Annotated in this window: 11 protein-coding genes; 5 read left to right on the top strand and 6 right to left on the bottom strand. The window is 72.1% G+C overall.

Features of this window, described 5'->3' with window-relative positions; translation table 11 throughout:
* Positions 1-68: 68 nt before the first annotated feature.
* Entirely contained in the window at positions 69-2,039 is a 1,971-nt protein-coding gene (locus ACIBCT_RS37630; RefSeq protein ID WP_399196795.1) for a beta-galactosidase, read from the top strand.
* Positions 2,040-2,119: 80 nt separating this feature from the next.
* On the opposite strand, the gene ACIBCT_RS37635 is transcribed toward ACIBCT_RS37630, so the two are convergent.
* Entirely contained in the window at positions 2,120-3,208 is a 1,089-nt protein-coding gene (locus ACIBCT_RS37635) for a LacI family DNA-binding transcriptional regulator (RefSeq protein WP_399196796.1), read from the bottom strand.
* 278 nt (positions 3,209-3,486) lie between these two features.
* Between ACIBCT_RS37635 and ACIBCT_RS37640 the strand changes: the two genes are divergently transcribed.
* From ACIBCT_RS37640 to ACIBCT_RS37650, 3 genes are all read left to right on the top strand, one after another.
* On the top strand, positions 3,487-6,213 hold the full coding sequence (locus ACIBCT_RS37640) for a Tat pathway signal sequence domain protein (RefSeq protein ID WP_399196797.1): 2,727 nt from the start codon (positions 3,487-3,489) through the stop codon (positions 6,211-6,213).
* Positions 6,214-6,247: 34 nt separating this feature from the next.
* Entirely contained in the window at positions 6,248-8,116 is a 1,869-nt protein-coding gene (locus ACIBCT_RS37645) for a hypothetical protein (RefSeq protein ID WP_399196798.1), read from the top strand.
* Between the two features lie 78 nt (positions 8,117-8,194).
* Complete coding sequence (locus ACIBCT_RS37650) at positions 8,195-10,069, top strand: DUF2264 domain-containing protein (protein WP_399196799.1); 1,875 nt, start codon at positions 8,195-8,197, stop codon at positions 10,067-10,069.
* A gap of 166 nt (positions 10,070-10,235) precedes the next feature.
* On the opposite strand, the gene ACIBCT_RS37655 is transcribed toward ACIBCT_RS37650, so the two are convergent.
* From ACIBCT_RS37655 to ACIBCT_RS37665, 3 genes are all read right to left on the bottom strand, one after another.
* Positions 10,236-11,885: an extracellular solute-binding protein gene (locus ACIBCT_RS37655; RefSeq protein WP_399196800.1), complete on the bottom strand. Its 1,650-nt coding sequence runs from the start codon at positions 11,883-11,885 to the stop codon at positions 10,236-10,238.
* Positions 11,886-11,999: 114 nt separating this feature from the next.
* Positions 12,000-12,890, bottom strand: a complete 891-nt coding sequence (locus ACIBCT_RS37660) for a carbohydrate ABC transporter permease (RefSeq protein ID WP_399196801.1) — start codon at positions 12,888-12,890, stop codon at positions 12,000-12,002.
* Entirely contained in the window at positions 12,887-13,927 is a 1,041-nt protein-coding gene (locus ACIBCT_RS37665; RefSeq protein ID WP_399196802.1) for an ABC transporter permease, read from the bottom strand. The genes ACIBCT_RS37660 and ACIBCT_RS37665 overlap by 4 nt, the downstream gene beginning before the upstream one ends.
* A 192-nt stretch (positions 13,928-14,119) precedes the next feature.
* Here ACIBCT_RS37665 and ACIBCT_RS37670 point away from each other — a divergent pair, with 192 nt between their 5' ends.
* Positions 14,120-15,133, top strand: coding sequence for a hydroxyacid dehydrogenase (locus tag ACIBCT_RS37670; protein WP_399196803.1), 1,014 nt, complete (start codon positions 14,120-14,122; stop codon positions 15,131-15,133).
* Between the two features lie 51 nt (positions 15,134-15,184).
* On the opposite strand, the gene ligA is transcribed toward ACIBCT_RS37670, so the two are convergent.
* Both ligA and ACIBCT_RS37680 read right to left on the bottom strand, forming a co-directional pair.
* Positions 15,185-17,305, bottom strand: a complete 2,121-nt coding sequence (ligA, locus tag ACIBCT_RS37675) for an NAD-dependent DNA ligase LigA (RefSeq protein ID WP_399196804.1) — start codon at positions 17,303-17,305, stop codon at positions 15,185-15,187.
* A gap of 340 nt (positions 17,306-17,645) precedes the next feature.
* A complete protein-coding gene (locus ACIBCT_RS37680; RefSeq protein ID WP_399196805.1) occupies positions 17,646-20,378 on the bottom strand; it encodes a beta-L-arabinofuranosidase domain-containing protein in 2,733 nt (910 codons plus the stop codon).
* Positions 20,379-20,557: the final 179 nt, after the last annotated feature.

Genomic DNA, 20,557 nt, shown 5'->3' on the forward strand with positions numbered 1-20,557 from the left:
GGGGCGGGCGCATCCTGTCCGGCGGCGTACGCGCCCGCACACCGACCACCGACAGGGGAGCACCTCAGGTGTACTACGGCGGCGACTACAACCCGGAACAGTGGCCCGAGCCGGTGTGGGACGAGGACGTCCGGCTGATGCGGGAGGCGGGGGTGAACCTGGTCAGCCTGGGGGTGTTCGCGTGGGCGCGCATCCAGCGCGCCGAGGGCGAGTTCGACTTCGGCTGGCTCGACCGGGTCCTCGACAAGCTGCACGCGGGCGGCATCGGGGTGAACCTCGCCACGGCCACCGCCTCCCCACCCCCCTGGGCGAGCCGGGTCTACCCGGAGATCCTGCCCAAGGACGCCTCCGGGGCGACCTACTGGCCCGGAAGCCGGCAGGCGTACGCCCCGACGTCACCGGTGTACCGGCGCCTGGCGGCCGAGCTCGTCACGGCGATCGCGGAACGCTACGCCCGCCACCCCGCGGTGGTGATGTGGCACGTCAACAACGAGTACGGCTGCCACCTGCACGCCGACTACTCCGACAACGCCGCCGTCGCGTTCCGCGCCTGGCTGCGCGGGCGGTACGACGACATCGAGGCGCTGAACGACGCCTGGGGGACCGCCTTCTGGTCGCAGCGCTACGGTGACTTCGAGGAGATCGTCCCGCCCCGGCTCGCCCCCTACAGCGTCAACCCCGCAGGTCTCCTGGACTTCAAGCGCTTCACCTCCGACGCGCTGCTCGGCCTCTACCGCATGGAGAAGTCGATCATCCGCGCGGCCGGGGGAGTCCAGCCCGTCACCACGAACCTCATCGGCGCGTTCGAGCCGGCCGACTACCGCTCGTGGGCGGCCGACCTGGACCTGATCGCCGACGACAGCTACCCCGATCCGGCCGACCCCGAGTCGTTCCGCGGGGCCGCCTTCACCCGGGACCTCATGCGGTCCCTCAAACCGGGGGTGCCCTGGGTCCTCATGGAGCAGGCGACGGACGCGGTCAACTGGCGCCCGAGCAACGTGCCGAAGGCGCCGGGCCAGATGGCGGCGCTCAGCGTACAGGCCGTCGCACGGGGCGCCGACGGGGTGATGTTCTTCCAGTGGCGCCAGTCCCGCTCGGGCTCGGAGAAGTTCCACTCGGCGATGGTGCCGCACGCGGGAACCGGGACCCGTACCTGGAAGGAGGTCGTCGAGCTCGGACGGAGCCTGGCCGCGTTCCCCCGCATGTCGGCGGAGGTGGAGGCGCCCGTGGCGTTGCTCTACGACTGGCAGAACCGGTGGGCGGTGGAGAACTCCGACCACCCGGTGCGCTTCGACCACCTCGCGATCGTGCAGCAGTGGCACGCGGCGGTGCACCGCCGGCACGTCGGCGTCGACGTCCGTCACCCCGGTGACGACCTGTCGCGGTACGCGGTCGTGATCGCGCCGCAGCTCTACCTGCTGACCGACGCGTCGGCGGCCAACCTCGCGTCCTACGTCGCCGGTGGCGGGACGCTGCTGCTGTCGGCGTTCAGCGACGTGGTCGACGAGCACGACAGGTTCCCCCTCGGGGGCTTCACCACGCGGCTGGCGGCAACGCTCGGCCTGCGGGTCACCGACTTCGGAGCCCTTCCCCTCGACGACGCCCACGAGGCCGCCGCGGTGACCGTGTCCTTCGACGGCGCCTCGCTGAAGGGCCGCCTGTTCGCCGAGGAACTCGACGTGGTCGACGCGACGGTCCTCGGCCGTTTCGGCGACGGCAGGCTCCGGGGGCGCCCGGCCTTCACGTCGCGGGTGAGCGGTTCGGGGACGGCCTACTACCTGGCCACCGTTCCCGACGAGGAGGGCATGCGGGCGCTCACCGCGCGGATCCTCGCCGACGCGGGCGTCCGTCCCGTCGCCGAGGACCTGCCGCCGCACGTCGAGGCCGTCGTGCGCGACGGGTACCTGTTCGTCGTCAACCACTCCGGGGAGCCGTTCACGCCGTCCTCGCCTTTCGGCCGCCCGGTCGAGGCGGGCAGCGAGGCCGGTGACGTCATCGGCGCCCACGGCTGGCGCGTCTTCGGGCGGGCGGCCCCGTGACCGTGGTGCGAGAGGCCCGGGGACCACGGGTGTGAACGCTTCGACGGTCTCCCGGACGGGGCTTTCCGCCCGTCCGGGCCCTACGGGGTCGGGCCCCCGGCGCCCCTGAGGGTACGGACCGACTCGCGCACGACGATGTGGGTGCCGAGCATGACGTGCCCGGTCATGCCCGAGGCGTCCCGCCGGCGTTCGAGGGCGAGGCGTACGGCGGTGCGGCCGAGCTCCTCGTGCGGCACGTGGACCGTGGTGAGGTCGATGTCGGCGGCCGTGGGCAGGTCGTCGAAGCCGACCATGGAGATGTCGTCGGGGACGCGCAGCCCGTGCTCGCGCAGGGCCCGGCGGGCGCCCGCCGCGATGAGGTCGTTGCAGGCGAAGATCGCGGTGAAGTCGGCAGGACCCGCGCCGAGCCGTTCGCGGACCATGCGGTAGCCCTCGTGCCGTTCCATCGTGCCCTCGACCTCCAGGCGGGGATCGTGGGGCACGCGGTGGTCGGCCAGGGCGTCGCGGTATCCGGCGACGCGGCTGTCCTGCGTGGTGTGGCCGTCGCGCCGCCCGAGGAACAGGATGCGCCGGTGGCCCGCCGAGAGCAGGTGGCTGGTGACGGCGTACGCGCCGGCGGTGTTGTCGTACTCGACGACGAGGGCGGGCACGCCGGGGCCGAGCGCCGGGCGTCCGCACAGGACGAGCTGCGATCCGGCGAGCGCCAACGCGCGGGCGTACTCGCCCATCCGCTCGCGGTAGTCCGCGTCGTTCACCACGTTGCCGACGAGGATCACGCATTCGGCCTGCTCCTGGCGCATCAGCTGCACCGTCGCGAACTCGCGCTCCGGGTCGCCGCCGGTGGTGCCGACGATGCAGAGCTTGCCCTCCAGCGCGGCCTGGGTCTGCACGCCCTGGGCGACGTGGGCGTAGTGCGGCGAGACCACGGAGTTCACGATGATGGCGACGCTGCGGCTGCTCGCTCCGGCCAGCCCCCGCGCGTTGGCGTTGGCCACGTAGTCCAGCTCGCGCACCGCCCGCATGACCTTGCTGCGGGTGGCGGGCGCGCTGGGGTAGGTGCCGGACAGGATCCGCGACACCGTGGCCACGGACACGCCGGCGTGCGCGGCCACGTCCCGGATCGTCGTCGGCCGCCGCCCGTCCTCGCGGGGTACCGCACGCCGGACCATCCGACCTCCAACCGAAGTGAAACACGATGGTAAACCGCTTACGCGCGATGCTTCCCCCTGCCCGGCCTCCTGTCAAATCCCCGTCCCCGGGTGATCGCCGGCCCGCCGGCGCGCGGGAAATCGTGCGGCGTTCATGGGCGTCTTGCTGGGAAACCGCCTTCCCGGGCGGATCGCGGCTCTTGACAGCGTCGGCGGGGCATGCTGCCATCTGCGATGTAAACGTTTAAACACGTGACCGTTTCCTCGGCGTGAACGCCAACCCCCCAGTGGAGCCCTCCATGGCGATGATGTCCCGGCGAAAACTCCTCCTCGGCGCGGCGGCGGCCGCCGCCGCCGGTCAGATCGGCCTGCCCCCGGGACCGGCACGCGCCGCGGCCACCCGGCCGACGGCGGCACGCGGCGTGCTCGACGACGGTGTCCGGCTCCACTGGCTGGAGGGAGGCGTCCCCGGACGACTGGCCGGGGGGTCCACCTGGGGCGTGCCGTGGCCGAAGGGCACCGTCCCCAAGGGCCAGGAGTTCGCGCTGCGCACCGCCGCCGGACAGCAGGTGCCCGTCCAGACATGGGCCACCGCCTACTGGCCCGACGGGTCGCTGAAGTGGACCGCGCACGCCATCGGCACCGACGTCGCCCCGGCCGAGCACTACGTCCTGGCAGCGGGCAGCCCGGCCGCGCCGGCGGCGGCCGTGACCGTCAAGGACGGCCGCGACCGGGTCGAGGTGGGCACCGGCGTCATCCGGTGCCTGATCCCGAAGAAGGGCGACCGGCTGGTGCGCTCCATCCTGCGGGGCGAGCAGGAGATCGCCCGCGACGGCCGGCTGATCTGCCTGCGCCAGGACGAGCCCGGGGACGACGAGGCCGGCACGGTGAAGCGGGAGAGGTTCGAGGGCCGCACCGAGAAGGTGACGGTCGAGCAGTCGGGCCCGGTCCGCGCGGTGGTCAGGATCGAGGGGGCACACCGGCGCGGCGGACGGTCCTGGCTGCCGTTCACCGTGCGCCTGTACTTCTACGCCGGCAGCGACGGCATCCGCGCCGTGCACAGCTTCGTGTTCGACGGTGACGAGAAAAAGGACTTCATCGGCGGCCTCGGCATCCGCTTCGACGTGCCGATGCGGGGTGAGCTCCACGACCGGCACGTGCGCCTCGCCGGGAGCGGCGACGGCGTGCTGTCGGAGGCGGTGCGCGGCATCACCGGTCTGCGCCGCGACCCGGGCGCGGCGGTCCGCCAGGCGCAGGTCGCCGGGCAGGCCACCCCGCCGACGGCGACCTGGGACACCCGGGTCTCCTCCCGGCTGCACCTGATCCCCGCCTTCGGCGACTACTCGCTGCGCCAGGTCAGCGCCGACGGCTTCCAGATCCGCAAGCGCACCAAGGCCGGCCACGGCTGGATACCCGTCGACTCCGGCGGCCGGGCCGGCGGGCTCGGCTACGTCGGAAGCCCGCAGGGCGGGTTCGCCTTCGGCATGCGCAACTTCTGGCAGCTGCACCCCACCCAGCTCGACGTCCGCGGCGCGGCCGGCGAGCGGGCCGAGGTCACCGTCTGGCTGTGGTCACCCGACGCCGGGCCGATGGACCTGCGCTTCTACCACGACGGCCTCGGCCAGGACACCTACCCCGAGCAGCTCGAGGGGCTGGAGATCACCTACGAGGACTACGAACCGGGCTTCGGCACCCCGTACGGCATCGCGCGCACCACGGAGCTGATGTTCTGGGCGCTGGAGGCCACCCCGGCCGCGGAGCGGGTGGCGGAGATGGCCGAGGCCGTGCGGACGCCGCCGCTGGTCGTCGCGCCACCGGCGCACCTGCACGCGGCCGGGGTGTTCGGCGACTGGTCGCCGGTGGACCGCTCGACCCCGGCCAGGAAGCTCATCGAGGACCGCCTGGACCTTTTGTTCGACCACCACAGCACGCAGGTCGACCAGCGCTCCTGGTACGGGTTCTGGGACTACGGCGACATCATGCACAGCTACGACCCCGACCGGCACGTGTGGCGCTACGACGTCGGCGGCTACGCCTGGGACAACTCCGAGCTGTCGACCGACCTGTGGCTGTGGTACCACTACCTGCGCACCGGCAGGGCCGAGGCGTTCCGCTTCGCCGAGGCGATGACCCGCCACACCGGCGAGGTCGACGTCTACCACCTGGGCGAATGGCGGGACCTGGGCACGCGGCACGGCGTCCAGCACTGGGCCGACAGCGCCAAGCAGGCCCGCATCAGCAACGCCGGCTACCGGCGCTTCCTGTACTTCCTCACCGCCGACGAGCGCATCGGCGACCTGCTGCGCGACCTCGTGGACGCCGACAGGACCTTCCTCGTCCTGGACCCCATCCGCAAGATCCGCACAGGCCCGTACGAGCCGGACCCGCACGCGCTCGGCGTCAGCACCGGCACCGACTGGAGCGGCCTGGCGCTCGCCTGGCTGACCGAATGGGAGCGCGGCGGCGCGCCGATCGCCCGCGAGAAACTGCTGAACGGCATGCGCACCATCGCCGCGATGCCCAACGGGTTCGTCCGCGGCAGCGGCCTGTACGACCTCGACGACGGCACCTTCAAACCCACCGGGACCGCGGTCAGCGTCGGCTCGCTCGGCGCGGTGTTCGGCCTGGTCGAGCTGTGCAGCGAGCTCATCTCCCTGACCGGTGACGAGGCGTTCACCAGGGCGTGGCTGCAGTACTGCCGCCTGTACAACGGCACCGCCGCCGAGCAGCAGGCCGAGACCGGCCAGTCGTTCGGCAGCCAGAACCTGCGCCAGGCCCACTCCCGCCTCACCGCCTACGCCGCCGTCAGGCTCGGCGACGCGGGCCTCGCGGCCCGGGCATGGAAGGAGTTCGACACCGGCCACGCCGGATACCCCAAGACCCACGACTTCCGGTCCGTACGGGTCGAAGGCCCGAAGGTGCTCAAACCGGTCGACGAGGCCGGCCTGTCGACCAACGCCTCGGCGCAGTACGGCCTGGCGGCCATCCAGTGCCTCGCCCTGATCGGTGACCGGCTTCCCGCGTAACCCCTCACCACCCCCCACGACGAAGGAGATCTTCATGCACGTCACGCGTCGACGACGGGCCGTCCGCCGGCCCGCCGTCATCGCCTCGGCGCTCGCGATGGCCGCCACGGCCCTGGTCGCCGGCCCCACGTCCGCGACCACCGCCGCCTCCGGCGCCTCGGCGGCCGCCCCCGTCCGCCCGATGGAGAACCTCGGCCGCGGCGTCGTGGCCGTGCGCTCCGGCAGCAGGAACGTCCTGGTCGGCTGGCGGCTGCTGGGACTGGACCCGGACGGCATCGGCTTCAACGTCTACCGCTCCACCGCCGGCGGCTCGTACGTCAAGCTCAACTCCGGCGTCCTGACCGGCGGCACCAACTACGTCGACTCCACGGCCGACCTGACCCGGGCCAACAGCTACCACGTACGGCCGGTGGTCGGCGGCACCGAGCAGGCGGCGAGCACGGCGTTCACCCTCACCGCCAACCACGCCACCGAGCCGGTGGTCCGCGTGCCGCTGCGCTCCGGCGGCCCGGTGAAGTTCGTCTGGGCCGGTGACCTCGACGGCGACGGCGAGTACGACTACGTGCTCGACCGGCAGACCTCCCCCCAGAGGATCGAGGCCTACCGCGGCGACGGGCGCTTCCTGTGGCAGGTCGACATGGGGCCCAACAGCACGAACCAGAACAACATCGAGGGCGGCTCGTCCACGATCGACGTCGGCCACAACGACGGCGTCACCGTCGCCGACCTCGACGGCGACGGCCGGGCCGAGGTCGCGGTGCGCATCGCCAACGGCGTGACCTTCGGCAACGGGACGAGGTTCACCAACGGTGACGACAACCGCCAGTTCATCGCCGTTCTCGACGGCCGGACCGGAGCGGCCCGGGCCACGGCCCCGGTGCCGACCGACTACCTGTCCGACGGCCCGATGTACGCGCGCTTCGGGGTGGGCCACCTCGACGGCACCAGGCCCAGCCTGGTGGCGTTCATGAAGAACCGGATCGGCAACGGGGGCTTCAACCTCATGATGGCCGCCTGGAACTTCGACGGCCAGGCCCTGACCCAGCGGTGGAAGTGGCTGCGCGGCAACCAGAACGCCCCCGACGGGCACAACACCCGCATCATCGACGTCGACGGTGACGGCCGCGACGAGGTCGCCGAGATCGGGTTCGTGCTCAACGGCGACGGAACCCTGCGCTACTCGCTGGGGCCCGCGGGCATCGTCCACGGCGACCGTTTCCACATCACCAAGATGGACCCCTCCCGTCCGGGCCTGCAGGGCTACGGCGTGCAGCAGGACAACCCCAACGGCCTGCGCGAGTACTACTACGACGCCCGCGACGGCTCCGTCATCTGGCGGCACACCGCGTCCGGCACCGCCGACGTGGGGCGCGGCATGGCTGGCGACATCGACCCCCGCCACCCCGGCATGGAGGTCTGGTCCTTCTCCGGGGTGTACAACGCGCCGACCAACCGCCTCACCGAACCGAACACCTCACTGCGGCCCTGGCCGCAGATGGGCCTGTGGTGGGACGGCGACCTCACCATGGAACTGCTCAACGACGGCAAGTTCGAGAAGTGGGACCCGGCCAACCCCACCGCCACCAACCGCACCCCCCGGCTGCTGAACATCTCACAGTACGGCGCGGTCAGCGCGGCCCAGGGCGTGAACCCCACCCTGGTCGGCGACCTCCTCGGCGACTGGCGCGAAGAGGTCGTCTACACCAACGCGAGCTTCGACGAGCTCATCATCTTCACCACCGACCGGCCCACGAGCACCAGGCTGTACACGCTGGCGCACAACCCCGCCTACCGCAACGCCATGACCCTCAAGGGCTACATGCAGTCCCACCACCCCGACTACTTCCTCGGCCACGGCATGACCACGCCGCCCCGCCCGAGCATCAGCTACGCGGGCAGATGAGCATCGATGTTAAAACGTTTACTTCAGGCGTCAGAGTTCTCCCGATAGAAGCCTTGCCAGAGCTGTAGTATCCGTTTTATGTCATCAAGCGGCCTCCCGGCGCCCGACGAACGACTCTCCGGCCACACCGGCTGGACACGGGCACACTGGGAGGCCGCCGCCGACCGCCTGCTGGCCTCCGTGGTGCCGTACGCCACGGAGGACTTCGCCCGGTTCCACCTGCCGGGCAGGGCGAGCCGGTCGGGGCCGGTGAGCGACGGGCTGGAGGGCTTCGCCCGCACGTTCCTGCTCGCCGCCTTCAGGATCGCCGGAGCGGGCGGCGCGGTGCCGCCCGCGCTGCTGGAGCGCTACGCGAGCGGTCTGGCGGCCGGGACCGACCCGGCCCACCCCTGCGCCTGGCCCGCGCCGGCCGACATGTCCCAGCAGCTCGTCGAGGCGGCCTCGGTGGCGCTGGCGCTGCACGAGACCCGGCCCTGGCTGTTCGACCGGCTGCCGGCGGCCGTACGGGAACGGGTGGTGGCCTGGCTGGCCGGATGCGTCGGGCGGCGCACGCCCGACAACAACTGGGTGATGTTCACGGTGGTCGTCGGGCAGTTCCTGGCCGAGGTGGGCGGGCCCCACGAACCGGCGGAGATCACCGGCGGGCTGGAGCGGATCGAGGAGTGGTACGCCGGTGACGGCTGGTACTCCGACGGCAGGGGCAAGAACTTCGACCACTACTGCGGCTGGGCGATGCACCTGTACCCGTCGCTGTGGGCGAGGATGGCCGGCGACACCGCCCGCGGGGAACTCTACGCGGCACGGCTGCGCCGCTTCCTCGACCACTACCAGCACTTCTTCGCCGCCGACGGCGGGCCGGTGCACCAGGGACGCTCGCTGACCTACCGGTTCGCCACGGTCGCGCCGCTGTGGCTGGGAGCGCTCACCGGCGCCTCGCCCCTTCCGCCCGGCCGTACCCGCCGCATCGCGAGCGGCGTCCTGCGCCACTTCGCCGAGCGCGGCGCACCCGACGAGCGCGGCCTGCTCACGCTGGGCTGGTACGGCCCGTTCCCGCCCGTCGCGCAGGACTACTCGGGACCGGCGTCACCGTACTGGGCGAGCAAGGCGTTCCTGGGCCTGCTGCTGCCGCCCGGGCACCCGGTCTGGACGGATCCCGAGGAGGCCGCGCCCGTCGACCTGGCCGACCAGGCGGTGTCCATGCCCGCGCCCGGCTGGCTGCTGCACGCCACCCGCGCCGACGGCGTCGTACGGCTCGTCAACCACGGCAGCGACCGCGACCGCGTCCAGGACCCGGACGGGCCACCCGACCCGTACTACCTCAAGTTCGCCTACACCAGCCACACCGGGCCCGAGGTGGGGGAGGGGGCGCGCGGGGTGGACAACCACCTGGCCGTCGTCGCGCCCGACGGGACGCCCTCCCTCAGGCGGCGCATCGAGCCCCTGTGCGTCTCCGACCGGTTCGCCGCCTCCGCCTACCGGGACGGCCCGGTCCGCGTGGTGACGGCCTCGGTGGTCGACGGCCCGGCGGAGATCAGGATCCACCGGGTCACGGCCCCGGCCGGCCACCGGGTGAGGGACGGCGGCCACGCCCTGGCCGCGGCGACCCCGCCGGAGGCGAGCCAGGAGGACGGGACGGCGCTGGCCCGCCGCCCGGACGGGCTGAGCAGCGCCGTGTTCGCCCTGCACGGCTACACGGGCACGGGTCTGGTGACCTCCCGGGGCACCAACGCCTTCGGCACGCACTCGGCCACGCCGTACGCCGCCGCCGACCACCCCGGCGGCACCGCGGTCTACGTCGGCCTGGTGCACCTGGCGGTGACGCGCGAGCGGCCGCCCGCGCCGGAGGTGAGCGTGCGGGGCGACCTGGTCGTCCTGAGGCTGCCCGGCGGGGAGACGGTGACGGTGCGCATGGACGGCGTCCCCGTCTGCGAACGGCCGGCGCCCCGCGCCTGAGGAACACGACGCACCGGCGGACGGACGGCGTCCCCACGCGCGAACGGCCCGCGCCTCACGCCTGGGAACACCGTGAACCGGAAGACGGACGGCGTCCCGCGCCTGGGAACACGCGGACCGGCGGGCCGCCTGTTCGCGGCCCGCCGGCCTGTCGTGCGCCTCCGGTCTACTGGTTGGCCGCGTGCTCCTTGGCCAGCTCCGCGGCGACCTGGTCACCGCCCGCCTGCCGCCACTGGGTGACGACGTCCTTCCACGCCGACAGCGGCTTGCGCCCGAACGTGACCGCGGTGATCCCGTCCCCGATGATCTGGGTGAGCTGGGCGCCCTTGCTCGCCTCGGTGGGAGAGCGCAGGCCGGTGGCGGGATTGCGGACACTGTCGGGCAGGGTCGCCTTCTGCCACTCGTACACGGACCTGGCCACGTCGGAGTGACCCGGCAGGTAGAGGACGGACGGGGCCGCGCCGAGGAACTTGACGGGCAGGAGCGTGTTGTTCTCCTGGGTGTACAGGTCGGTGGTCGTGACGCCGTCGGCGTCCTTGGTGAAGTGCCGGCCCTCGACGCCGTAGTTGGCCAGCTCGTACTCGCTGGTCCCGAACGGCGCGCTGAGGTAGTCGCAGATGCGCAGCAGCAGCCTGATCCGCTCGGGGGAGGCCTTCTTGAAGGCGACGTAGCCGAAGGTGCCCGGGCTCTGCCAGGGGGTGGGATTCTCCCCGTACGGCCGCCCGAGGTCGAGGTCGAACCGGTCGTTGATCTTCGTGATGAAGCCCAGGTTCACCGACCCGAAGCCGTCGTTGATCGAGGCGACCGTGCCGTTGTGGAAGAAGCTCTGCATGTCGGTGGAGCTGACGGTGAGGCTGTCGGGGTAGTGCGTCCCTGCCTCGGCCAGCTTGCGCATGACCTCCAGGGCCTGCTCGAACTGCGGGGTGGCGATGGTGTGCGAGAACGTGCCGCCCCAGGCCGACCAGGTGTTGGGCGCGCCCAGCGAACCGGCGTGGTAGGTGACGGCGCCCAGGCCGCCGAACAGCGTCTTGAACCAGCCCACGCCCCACTTGCGGTCCCCGGTCAGCTCCTTCATGGCGTCCAGGTACTGCTCGGTCGTCCAGTCCTTGGGGATGCCGGCCGCGTTCATGGCCGAGCGGTTGACGAACAGGCTGTTGGCCGGCTTCGGCCGCTCCAGCGGGACCCCGTAGATCCTGCCGCCGATCCTGCCCATGCCCTGCCAGGCGTAGGTCGGGATGTTGGCGAGGTTGGGGAACCGCCTGACCGCGTCCCCGCCGACGAACTCCGACAGGTCGGCGCAGCGCGCCTGGACGAACTCGGCCGCGTGCGGGAGCGCCAGGTTGTTGAACATGATGATGTCCGGCAGGTCGTCGCCCGCGGCCATCAGCGTGGCCATCTTCTGCGCGTACTCCGGGTCGGGCACGACGGTGACGTTCAGGTCGACGTTGAGCGCCTTGTTGAGCGCCTGCCAGTACTCGTTCCGGCCCACCGGCTTCGGCGGGGCGCCGAACGACACGACCATGGCCCTGACCTCGGAGCCGTCGCCCACGGTGTCGTTCACCGACCGTACGAGCTTCTCGGGGTAGGACAGGTAGAGCGGCTGCACGCCGGAGGCGTCACCGGGAAGGTCCGGAGCCGGCCCTTCGAACGGCACGTAGGCCGGCCAGGGGGTCAGGCTCTTCCCCGCGTTGGAGACGTTCCCGCCTCCCGACGGGCTCCGGCCCGCGCACGCGGACAGCAGGGGTGTGGCGGCCAGGCCGAGCGCGCCGGTGCCGGCCAGGCGCAGCAGGGAACGACGGTCGATGCGGTTGTCCATGGCGGGGGTTCCTCTCCCGGCGTCGCGCCGAAAGGAGTGTTTCTCGTGGGGGGTTCTCAGGACGCGGCCGGGGACGCTCGCCGGGCCCCTCGGGGCGCCGGTCGGGGACGTCGTTCAGGCCTTCAGGGCGCCGGTCAGCACGCCCTTGGCGAAGTAGCGCTGCAGGAACGGGTACACGCACACGATGGGCAGCGTCGCCAGCATGACGACGGCCATCTGGACCGACTGGGGTGAGGTGGCCGCCAGCTCGCCCGAGCTCTCGGCCAGGGACGCCCCTCCGGTGACGTACTGCCGCAGGACGGTGCCGATCGGCCACTTGGTCTGGTCGTTGAAGTAGATGATGGCCTCGAAGAAGCGGTTCCAGTACGCGACCGCGTAGAACAGGCCGATCACCGCGATGACGGCCTTGGACAGCGGGAGGACGACCCTGCGCAGGATCGCCAGCTCGCCGGCGCCGTCCATCCGCGCGGCGTCGAGCAGCTCCTGCGGGATGGCCTGGAAGAATCCGCGCATCACGACCAGGTTGAACACGTTGATCAGGAAGGGCAGGACCAGTGCGGCGTACCGGTCGAACAGCCCGGCGCCCTGCACCACCAGGAACAGCGGCACCATCCCCGGCGGGAACAGGAACGTGAACAGCACCAGCAGCAGCATCGGCTTGCCGCCGTAGACCCGCGGCCTGCTCAGCGTGTAGGCCAGGCCGATGGTGCACGACAGGCTCAGCGCCGTGCCCACCAGGGTGACGCCCGTGCTGACCAGCAGCGCGCGGGTGATGATCCCGCCCTGCAGGATGTCGGTGTAGGCGTCCAGGGAGAACTCCCGGGGCCAGATCACCCAGCCGCCGTTCTCGATGACGTTCTGCGGGCTGGCCAGGCTGGTGGCCAGGACCGTCCACAGCGGGAAGACCACCAGCGCGACCACCACGGCCAGTGCCACGGCCTTGGCGGCGCGCACGGCCGGGCCGGGACGGCCCTTCCAGGCGGGTGCGGCTGTCGCGCTCCTCATGCCCTGTACACCCCCTGCTCGCCCAGCCGGTGAGCCACCTTGTTGGCGGTGTAGATGAGCACCACGCCGATCAGCCCCTTGAACAGACCGACCGCGGCGGCGTAACCGAAGTCGCCGCCCGCGAAGCCGGTGAAGTAGACGAACGTCTCCAGCACCTCGCCGGTCTCCGGCCCCACCGACTGGCGCTGCAGGAAGAACTGCTCGAACCCGATCGACAGGAACTCGCCCAGCCGCAGCACCAGCAGCAGCACGATCACCGGCCTGATCGCGGGCAGGGTGACGTGCCACAGCCGCCGTCCCCAACCGGCGCCGTCCAGCGCCGCCGCCTCGTACTGCTGCTCGTCGACCTGCGACAGCGCCGCCAGGAAGATGATCGTGGCCCAGCCGCACTCCTTCCAGACGAGCTGCGCGATCACCAGCGGCCCGTAGGCGTCGGGGTTGCCGATGATCGAGACGCCGCCCGCGCCCAGGTCCGACAGCCAGCCGTTCACCACGCCCGCGCCGCCCAGCATCTGCTGGAAGAGCGCGACGACGATCACCCACGACAGGAAGTGCGGCAGGTAGATCACGCTCTGCACGAACCGCCGGACGGTGTCGCCCACCAGGCTGTTCAGCAGCAGCGCCAGGGCCAGCGGGGCGGGGAAGAAGAACACCAGCTGCAGCGCGGCGATGATCAGCGTGTTCTCCACCGCGTTCCAGAACGCCGGGTCGCCGAACATGCGCTCGAAGTGCGCCAGGCCCACCCACTCGCTGCCCGAGACCCCGAGGAACGGGACGTAGTGCTGGAAGGCCAGGACGTTGCCGAACAGCGCCCCGTAGTGGAAGAACAGGAAGTACGCCAGACCCGGCACCGCGACGGCCAGCAGCACGAGGTCGGTGCGGATGCGCCGCAGGCGACCCGCGACAGGGCCTCCCGCGGGGGAGGGGTCCCGTGCCTTGTCCATGGGTGGGCCGGTGCCACCGGCGTCGCCGCGGACCCGCGTCATGCTCACGTCCAGCGCCCTTCGTGCGGTACCGAGCCGAAACAGAATGTTCATCAACCTAAAACGTTTACATAATCGCGTCAATAGTCCATCGCCCCTCTATCGGGCGGTGAACATCCACGTGCTGACGATGGCCGTCCTCACCGGGAACCGTTGTGGACCGGGCATCCGGCACGTAAGGTGACCCTGTTTGTGGAACCGTTTACATCGGTTCTCACCACCCGCCTACCGAGAGGAGTCCCCTCCGTGCCACGGCGACCCGTCGCGGTCTTCGCCATCGCCCCCTGGGCGTTCGGCGGAGTCTTCCCCGCCGACCTCGTCACCCGATTGCGGCATCTGGTCGACATCGATCCGGCGACGACGTTCACCTCGTTCGAAGGACCGTCCGCCGCCGCGGTCCTGGCGCGGACGGACATCCTGCTCACCGGGTGGGGGTGTCCGCGCGTCGACGCCACCGTGCTGGAGGCGGCGCCCCGGCTGCGGGCCCTCGTGCACGCCGCCGGCACCGTCAAGACCTCCGTCGACCCCGTCGTGTTCGAACGCGGGCTGCTGGTGTCCACCGCCGCGGAGGCCAACGCCGTCCCCGTCGCCGACTACACCATGGCCATGCTCGTCCTCGGCGCCAAGCAGGTGTTCGGCCGCGCCAGGCGGTACGCCGCCGCCGTCGAGGGCGGGCCCGCGGACTGGCTGTCGGGTGACGGCACCGGCCTGCACGGCTGCACCGTGGGCGTGATCGGGGCCTCCCGGATCGGCCGTCTGGTGCTGCGCAGGCTACGGGAGTTCGACGTCGAGGTCCTGCTCTACGACCCGTACCTGACCGCCGACGACGCCGACCGTCTCGGTGCCGAGGCGGTCGACATGGACGACCTGTGCCGCCGCAGCCACCTGGTCACCGTGCACGCCCCCGCCCTTCCCGAGACCCGCCACATGCTCGACGGCCGCAGGCTGGACCTGCTGCCCGACGGGGCGACCGTGATCAACACCGCCCGCGGGTCCCTGATCGACACCGAGGCGCTGACACGGGTCTGTGCCACCGGCCGCGTCTCCGCCGTCCTCGACGTCACCGACCCCGAGCCGCTGCCGCCCGGGCACCCGCTCTTCGGCCTGCCCAACGTCCTGATCACCCCGCACCTGGCGGGGGCCCAGGGGCGTGAGATGCGGCGCCTCGGCGAGTTCGCCGTGGCCGAGGTGGGCCGTTTCCTCAACGGCATACCGCTGCTGGGACGGGTGCAGCCGGAGCAGCTTCCCTACATCGCGTGACGACGTGTCCCGGACGGTTCTGCGGCCTCGCCTCCACGGCCTCGGGTCCGGTCAGAGGAGGTCGCCGACGAGGCCGGCGAACTCCTCCGGGCCGACGATCCGCACGCCCAGGCTCTCGGCCTTGGCACGCTTGGAGCCCGCGTTCTCCCCGGCCACCAGCAGGCTGGTCTTCTTCGAGACGCTGGAGGACGCCTTGCCCCCGGCGCGCTCGATCAGCTCGTTCATCTCGTTGCGGGTCAGCGCCTCCAGCGCGCCGCTCATCGAACCGGTGACCACCACGGACATCCCGGCCAGCGGCGACCCGGACGCGCCGCCCGCCCCTGGGGCCTCCTGCGCGCCGGAGCCGGAGCCGGAGCCGGGGTCGGAGCCGGCGCCGGTGACGGCCGGTGGCCTCCAGCCGGGCTCGGTCATGGTGACCCCGGCCGCCACCAGCTTGTCGATCAGCGGCGCGAGCTCGGCCAGCTCGGCCACCACCGACGGCGCCTTCTTCGGGCCGATGCCCTCCACCACCTCGATCGCCTCGGCGTCGGCCGCGCGGATGGCGTCCATGCTGCCGAAGTGCCGGGCGATGCGGCGGCTCATGGAGCGGCCGGTGCCGCGCACGCCCAGCGCGCAGAACACCCTGCTGAGCGGCTGGGACTTGGCCCGCTCGATGGCGGCCAGCAGGTTGTCGGTGCTGGTGGCGCCCATCCGTTCCAGGCTCAGCAGCTGCTCGCGGGTCAGGAAGAACAGGTCGGCGAAGTCGCCGATCATCCCGGCGTCGAGCATCTGCCGGATGCGCTTCTCGGCCAGGCCCTCGATGTCGAGCTGGTCGCGGCCGGCGGCGTAGCCGATGGAGGCGATGATCCGGCAGGCGCGCCCGCGCACGCACCGCCACCGCTCCTGCGAGGCGTCGATGGCGTCCCCGCAGGTCGGGCAGACCTCCGGGATCGGGATCGGCCGCTCGTCACCGGTGCGCAGGTGCACGACCGGGGCCTCGACGCGCGGGATGACGTCACCGGCCTTGTAGACGGTCACGTGGTCGCCGAGCATCAGTCCGCGGCGGGCGATGTCGGAGGCGTTGTGCAGGGTGGCGTAGGTGACGACGCTGCCGTCCAGCTCGACCGGCTCCAGCACCGCGCGCGGGGCGATGACGCCGGTGCGGCCGGTGTTCCACTCCACGCCGACCAGCCTGGTGATCTTCTCGGTGGCGGGGAGCTTGTAGGCGACCGCCCACCGGGGCGCCCGGGTGCCGAAACCGGCCCGCGCCTGGTCGGCGGCGAGATCACACTTGATCACGATGCCGTCGATGCCGAAGGGCAGGCCGGCGCGCCTGGCCGCGATCTGCTCGACGCGCTCCTGCACCTGCTCCAGGGTGGTGGCGACGATCCCGCCGACCTCGGTGACGGCCGGGGTCCGCACGCCCTGCGCGGCGACCCACGCCATGACCTCGCTGTGCGGCAGCTCACGCAGCCGCGCCGCCCCCTCGGAGTCGTCACCGGGGTGCGGCAGCGCGCCGTAGCCGAAGAACGTCAGCTCGCACACGTACGGCCGGTCCTGGGCGCGCAGCGTGCCCGCGGCGGCGCTGCGCGGGTTGGCGAACGTAGTGCCGTCGTGCGCCTGACGCTTGGCGCACGCCTGCTCGAACTGCTCGGCGGTCATCATCACCTCACCGCGCAGCTCCACCGTGACCGGCTCGGCCAGCCTGGACGGCAGCCCCACGACGGTGCCGATCGCGTGGCTGACGTCCTCACCCGCGGTGCCGTCACCCCGGGTGACCAGCTGCGCCAGCCGCCCGCCGCGGTAACGCGCGGCGATCGCCAGCCCGTCGAGCTTCGGCTCCACGCTCCACGCCGACACCGGACGGCCCAGCCTGCGCTCCAGCGACGCGGCCCAGTCGGCCAGCTGCTCGGCGCCGAAGACGTTGTCCAGGCTCAGCATCGGCACCGTGTGCGGCACGTCGCCGACCACCGCGCCACCGGCCACCTTGCCCGTCGGCGACTCCGGCAGCACCTCGCCGGGATTCTCGGCCTCGTACGCCTGGATGCCGCGGACCAGCCGGTCGTAGGCGTCGTCGTCCAGCGCGGAGGTGCCGTCGCCGTAGTAGGCCGCGGCGGCGTCCAGGGCGAGCTGGACGGCCTCGGCGTAGGCGGTCTGATCAGCGAGAAGGGTGATCGGGGGCGCGTCGGTCATGACCTCATCATCTCGCCCGGCACCGACAGTTTCCGGCGCGCGGGACGCGGGTCACGCGACCGCGACCGGCTCCCGGTGCCTCACCGGCACGGCGACCCGGTGCACCCGCCCGGGCCCGGCCTCCTCGCCCGTCCGGGCGAACGGCACCTCCACCGCACCCGGCTCGAACGCCGAGCGGGGCGACCGTGCCGTCGCCGTCGCCCGGACGTCCGGCCGGATGCGGTGGGTTCTGCCGTCCGGCCCGAGGGCCGGACGAGCCCCGGCCCGAGGCCGTCAGGTCCGGGTCCCTCCGAACCTGACGGCCGCGCCGGTCAGGGCGGGCCGATCAAGGGCGGGCCGATCAGAGGAACCGCCACAGGCGGTCGCCGGCGCCGGAGTCGTCGGCCAGCACGACCTGCGCGCCCTGCGCGGTGGACCCGTTGACGCCCAGGACGCGGCCGCCGTTGGCGCACTGGATGCGGAAGGAGCCGTTGGTGCCGTGCCGCAGCCGCCAGCGGTGGTCGCCGGTGCCGTTGTCGGCCCACTGGACCACCCGGGCGCCCGCGCTCGCCGAGGCGTTCTCGACCCCGAGGACCTTGCCGCTGTTGGAGTTGCGCAGCCTGAGGTAGCCGCCCGTGTCGGTCACGGCCGTCCACAGGTGGTCGGCGGTGCCCGTGTCACCCCACTGGACCACCAGGCCGCCGTCGGCGGTGGACATGTCCGTCACGCCCAGCACCATGCCGCTGGCGACGTTCTGGATGCGGCGCGCGCCGTTGGGCAGGAAGCGCCACTGGTTGTCGCCGCTGCCGTTGTCGGCGTCCTGCACGGCCTGCGCGCCCTGGCTCGCGGAGCCGTTCAGGATCGCCAGCAGCTTGCCGCTGTTGACGTTGCGGAGCTTGTGGGTGCCGTCCCCGACGTCCACGATCGTCCACCGGTGGTCGGCGGTGCCCGTGTCGCCCCACTGCAGCACGCGGGCGTTGTCCGTGGTGGCCATGTTCTCCACGCCCAGGACCTTGCCACTGTGCACGTTGCGCAGCTTGACGGCGTTGCCGTCCACGACCAGGACCCAGTCGTGGTCGGCGGTGCCGTTGTCGGCCCACTGCACGGCCAGGCCGCCGTCGGCCGTGGACATGTTCTGGACGCCGAGGACGAGCCCGGTGGCCGCGTTCTGCAGCCGGAAGCTCGCCGTCCCCGTGCCGCCCTGGCCGCCGGTGTTCCAGTAGACGGTGTAGTTGTGGCCGTGGGCGTCCTGGAACGGGATGAGGTTGACGGTCGCGGAGTTGGCCGTCGCCGTGAACGTGAGCGCCGAGGTGCTCGTCCGGGTGACCGAGGCGGGGTTCAGCGTCGGCAGCGCCGACAGCGCGGTGTTGCCGTAGTTGCCCGACAGCACCAGCGGCCCGTAGGTGACCGCCTGGACGTTCGGGTTGTCGTTGGCGGCCTTCATGACCACGCGCATCGGCAGGCGCAGGGTCACGGTGTCGCCCGAGGTCCACGTCCGGGTGATCGTCGCGTACGAGCCGGGCGTGGCGGCGATGTCCTGCTGGGTGCCGTTGACGCTGATCGTGGCGCCGCTCGTCCAGCCGGGGATGCGGACGCGCATCGACCACGTGCTGCCGACGTCGCCGGTGACCTGGAGCGAGACGGTGTCGCTCGCCGGGAAGGAGGTCGTCTGGGTGACCGTGATGCCGCGCCGGCTCCAGTTCAGCACCGACGGGGTGAACAGGTTCACCGTCAGCGTCGTGCCGTTGTGGAAGTAGATGGAGTCCATCAGCTTGGTGTTCACTTCGATGCCGGTGCCCTGGCAGCACCAGAAGGAGTTGTAGTCGGTGCTCCAGGTGCCGCCGCCCCAGGCGGGGCCGACGCCCCGCCGGCCGCCGGGGTTGAGCGGGGTGAAGTAGGTGATGTGCCCGTGGGCGTCGGCCGGGTTCTGCTGGCCGATGAGGTGGTTGATCAGCGCCCCCTCGTAGTAGTCGAAGTAGTCCGCGCGGTTCGGGTCCAGCAGCCACAGCTCCCGCGTCAGCTTCAGCATGTTGTAGGTGTTGCAGGCCTCGGCGGTGTCGCGCGCCAGGTACCCGGCGATGGCGTTGGGCGCCCGGAAGTGCTCGGCCTGGCTGTTGCCCCCGATCACGTAGGTGTGCGCGCCGGTGGTGATGCGCCAGGCGTTGGAGGCGATGTCGCGGTAGCGGGTCGTGCCGGTGGCCTTGTACTCGCGGGCCGCGCCGATCCACTTGGGCACCTGGGTGTTGGCGTGCAGGCCGTTGAGCTGGTCCTGGTTCGCCGCCAGGGGGTTGAACACGGCGTTGTGGTCGAACCGCTGGGCGGCGGTCAGCCAGCGAGCGTTGCCGGTCTGCTGGTACAGGTCGGTCAGGACGGCGTTCATCCCGCCGAACTCGGTGCCCAGCATGGCCTGCATCTGGGCGGAGGTCAGCCTGCTCGTCCGCCAGTCGACCCAGCCGGCCAGCGCCAGCAGCACGTCGCGGGCCTGGGTGCTCTCCATGTAACGCCACACGTCGAGCAACCCGGCCAGGGTCTTGTGGATGCAGTAGTACGGCACGTTGCCGTTGGTCAGCGTGCGGGCCTCGAGCGCGGTGAAGTCGGACTCGGGGAAGCCGGAGAGGTAGCCGGTGTTGAAGCCGGCGGCGCCGTTGTTGGCCTGGCACTTGGCCAGTTCGGCGACCATGGTGTTGGCCTTGTCGCGGCAGGTGGTGTCACCGGTCACCGCGTACGCCTGGGCCCAGGCGGTCAGGAAGTGCCCCTGCATGTGGCTGCGGAAGGGGAAGCTCGGCGCGTCCCAGCCGCCGTTGGCCGCCGCGCCCTGGGTGGAGAGCCGGTGGTTGGCGCGGAAGACGTACATCAGCCGGTTGACGTCGACGAACCGCAGGTAGGACAGGGTGCGGTTCTGGTTGTCCAGCCAGCGGCCGGAGGTCAGGCGCACCTGCCCGAACTCGAACGGGTACGCGGACACGCCGATGTCGGCGCGGACGGGGGCGATCTCCGCGAAGGCGGGCGCGGTGCCGGAGAGCTGACCGGTGGCGGTCGCGGCGGCGGTGATGCCCGCGGCCTGGAGAAGCCGGCGTCGGCTGAGGGGTGACATGTGGACTCCAAGAGGGTGGAGGGTCGGATCGTGCTGCCGGTCCCGCCGGCGGGGCGGGGCCGGGGTGGTCCCGGCCGCCGGCCCCCCCCGGGGGGGGGGGGGCGCGGCCCGGGCCCCGGCGGGGCCCCGCCCCCCGGGGGGGCCCCGCCGGGGGGCGGCGCGCGGGGGGGGGGGGGCGG

Origin of the sequence: Streptosporangium sp. NPDC050855 (assembly GCF_044456585.1) — a bacterium.
GTDB lineage: Bacteria > Actinomycetota > Actinomycetes > Streptosporangiales > Streptosporangiaceae > Streptosporangium > Streptosporangium longisporum.

Bases quoted from the DNA above. Each gene is read 5' to 3' on its own strand.
- ACIBCT_RS37635 (WP_399196796.1), bottom strand. From the start codon at position 3,208: ATGGTCCGGCGTGCGGTACCCCGCGAGGACGGGCGGCGGCCGACGACG.
- ACIBCT_RS37640 (WP_399196797.1), top strand. From the start codon at position 3,487: ATGGCGATGATGTCCCGGCGAAAACTCCTCCTCGGCGCGGCGGCGGCC.
- ACIBCT_RS37645 (WP_399196798.1), top strand. From the start codon at position 6,248: ATGCACGTCACGCGTCGACGACGGGCCGTCCGCCGGCCCGCCGTCATC.
- ACIBCT_RS37650 (WP_399196799.1), top strand. From the start codon at position 8,195: ATGTCATCAAGCGGCCTCCCGGCGCCCGACGAACGACTCTCCGGCCAC.
- ACIBCT_RS37655 (WP_399196800.1), bottom strand. From the start codon at position 11,885: ATGGACAACCGCATCGACCGTCGTTCCCTGCTGCGCCTGGCCGGCACC.
- ACIBCT_RS37660 (WP_399196801.1), bottom strand. From the start codon at position 12,890: ATGAGGAGCGCGACAGCCGCACCCGCCTGGAAGGGCCGTCCCGGCCCG.
- ACIBCT_RS37665 (WP_399196802.1), bottom strand. From the start codon at position 13,927: ATGAACATTCTGTTTCGGCTCGGTACCGCACGAAGGGCGCTGGACGTG.
- ligA (WP_399196804.1), bottom strand. From the start codon at position 17,305: ATGACCGACGCGCCCCCGATCACCCTTCTCGCTGATCAGACCGCCTAC.
- ACIBCT_RS37680 (WP_399196805.1), bottom strand. From the start codon at position 20,378: ATGTCACCCCTCAGCCGACGCCGGCTTCTCCAGGCCGCGGGCATCACC.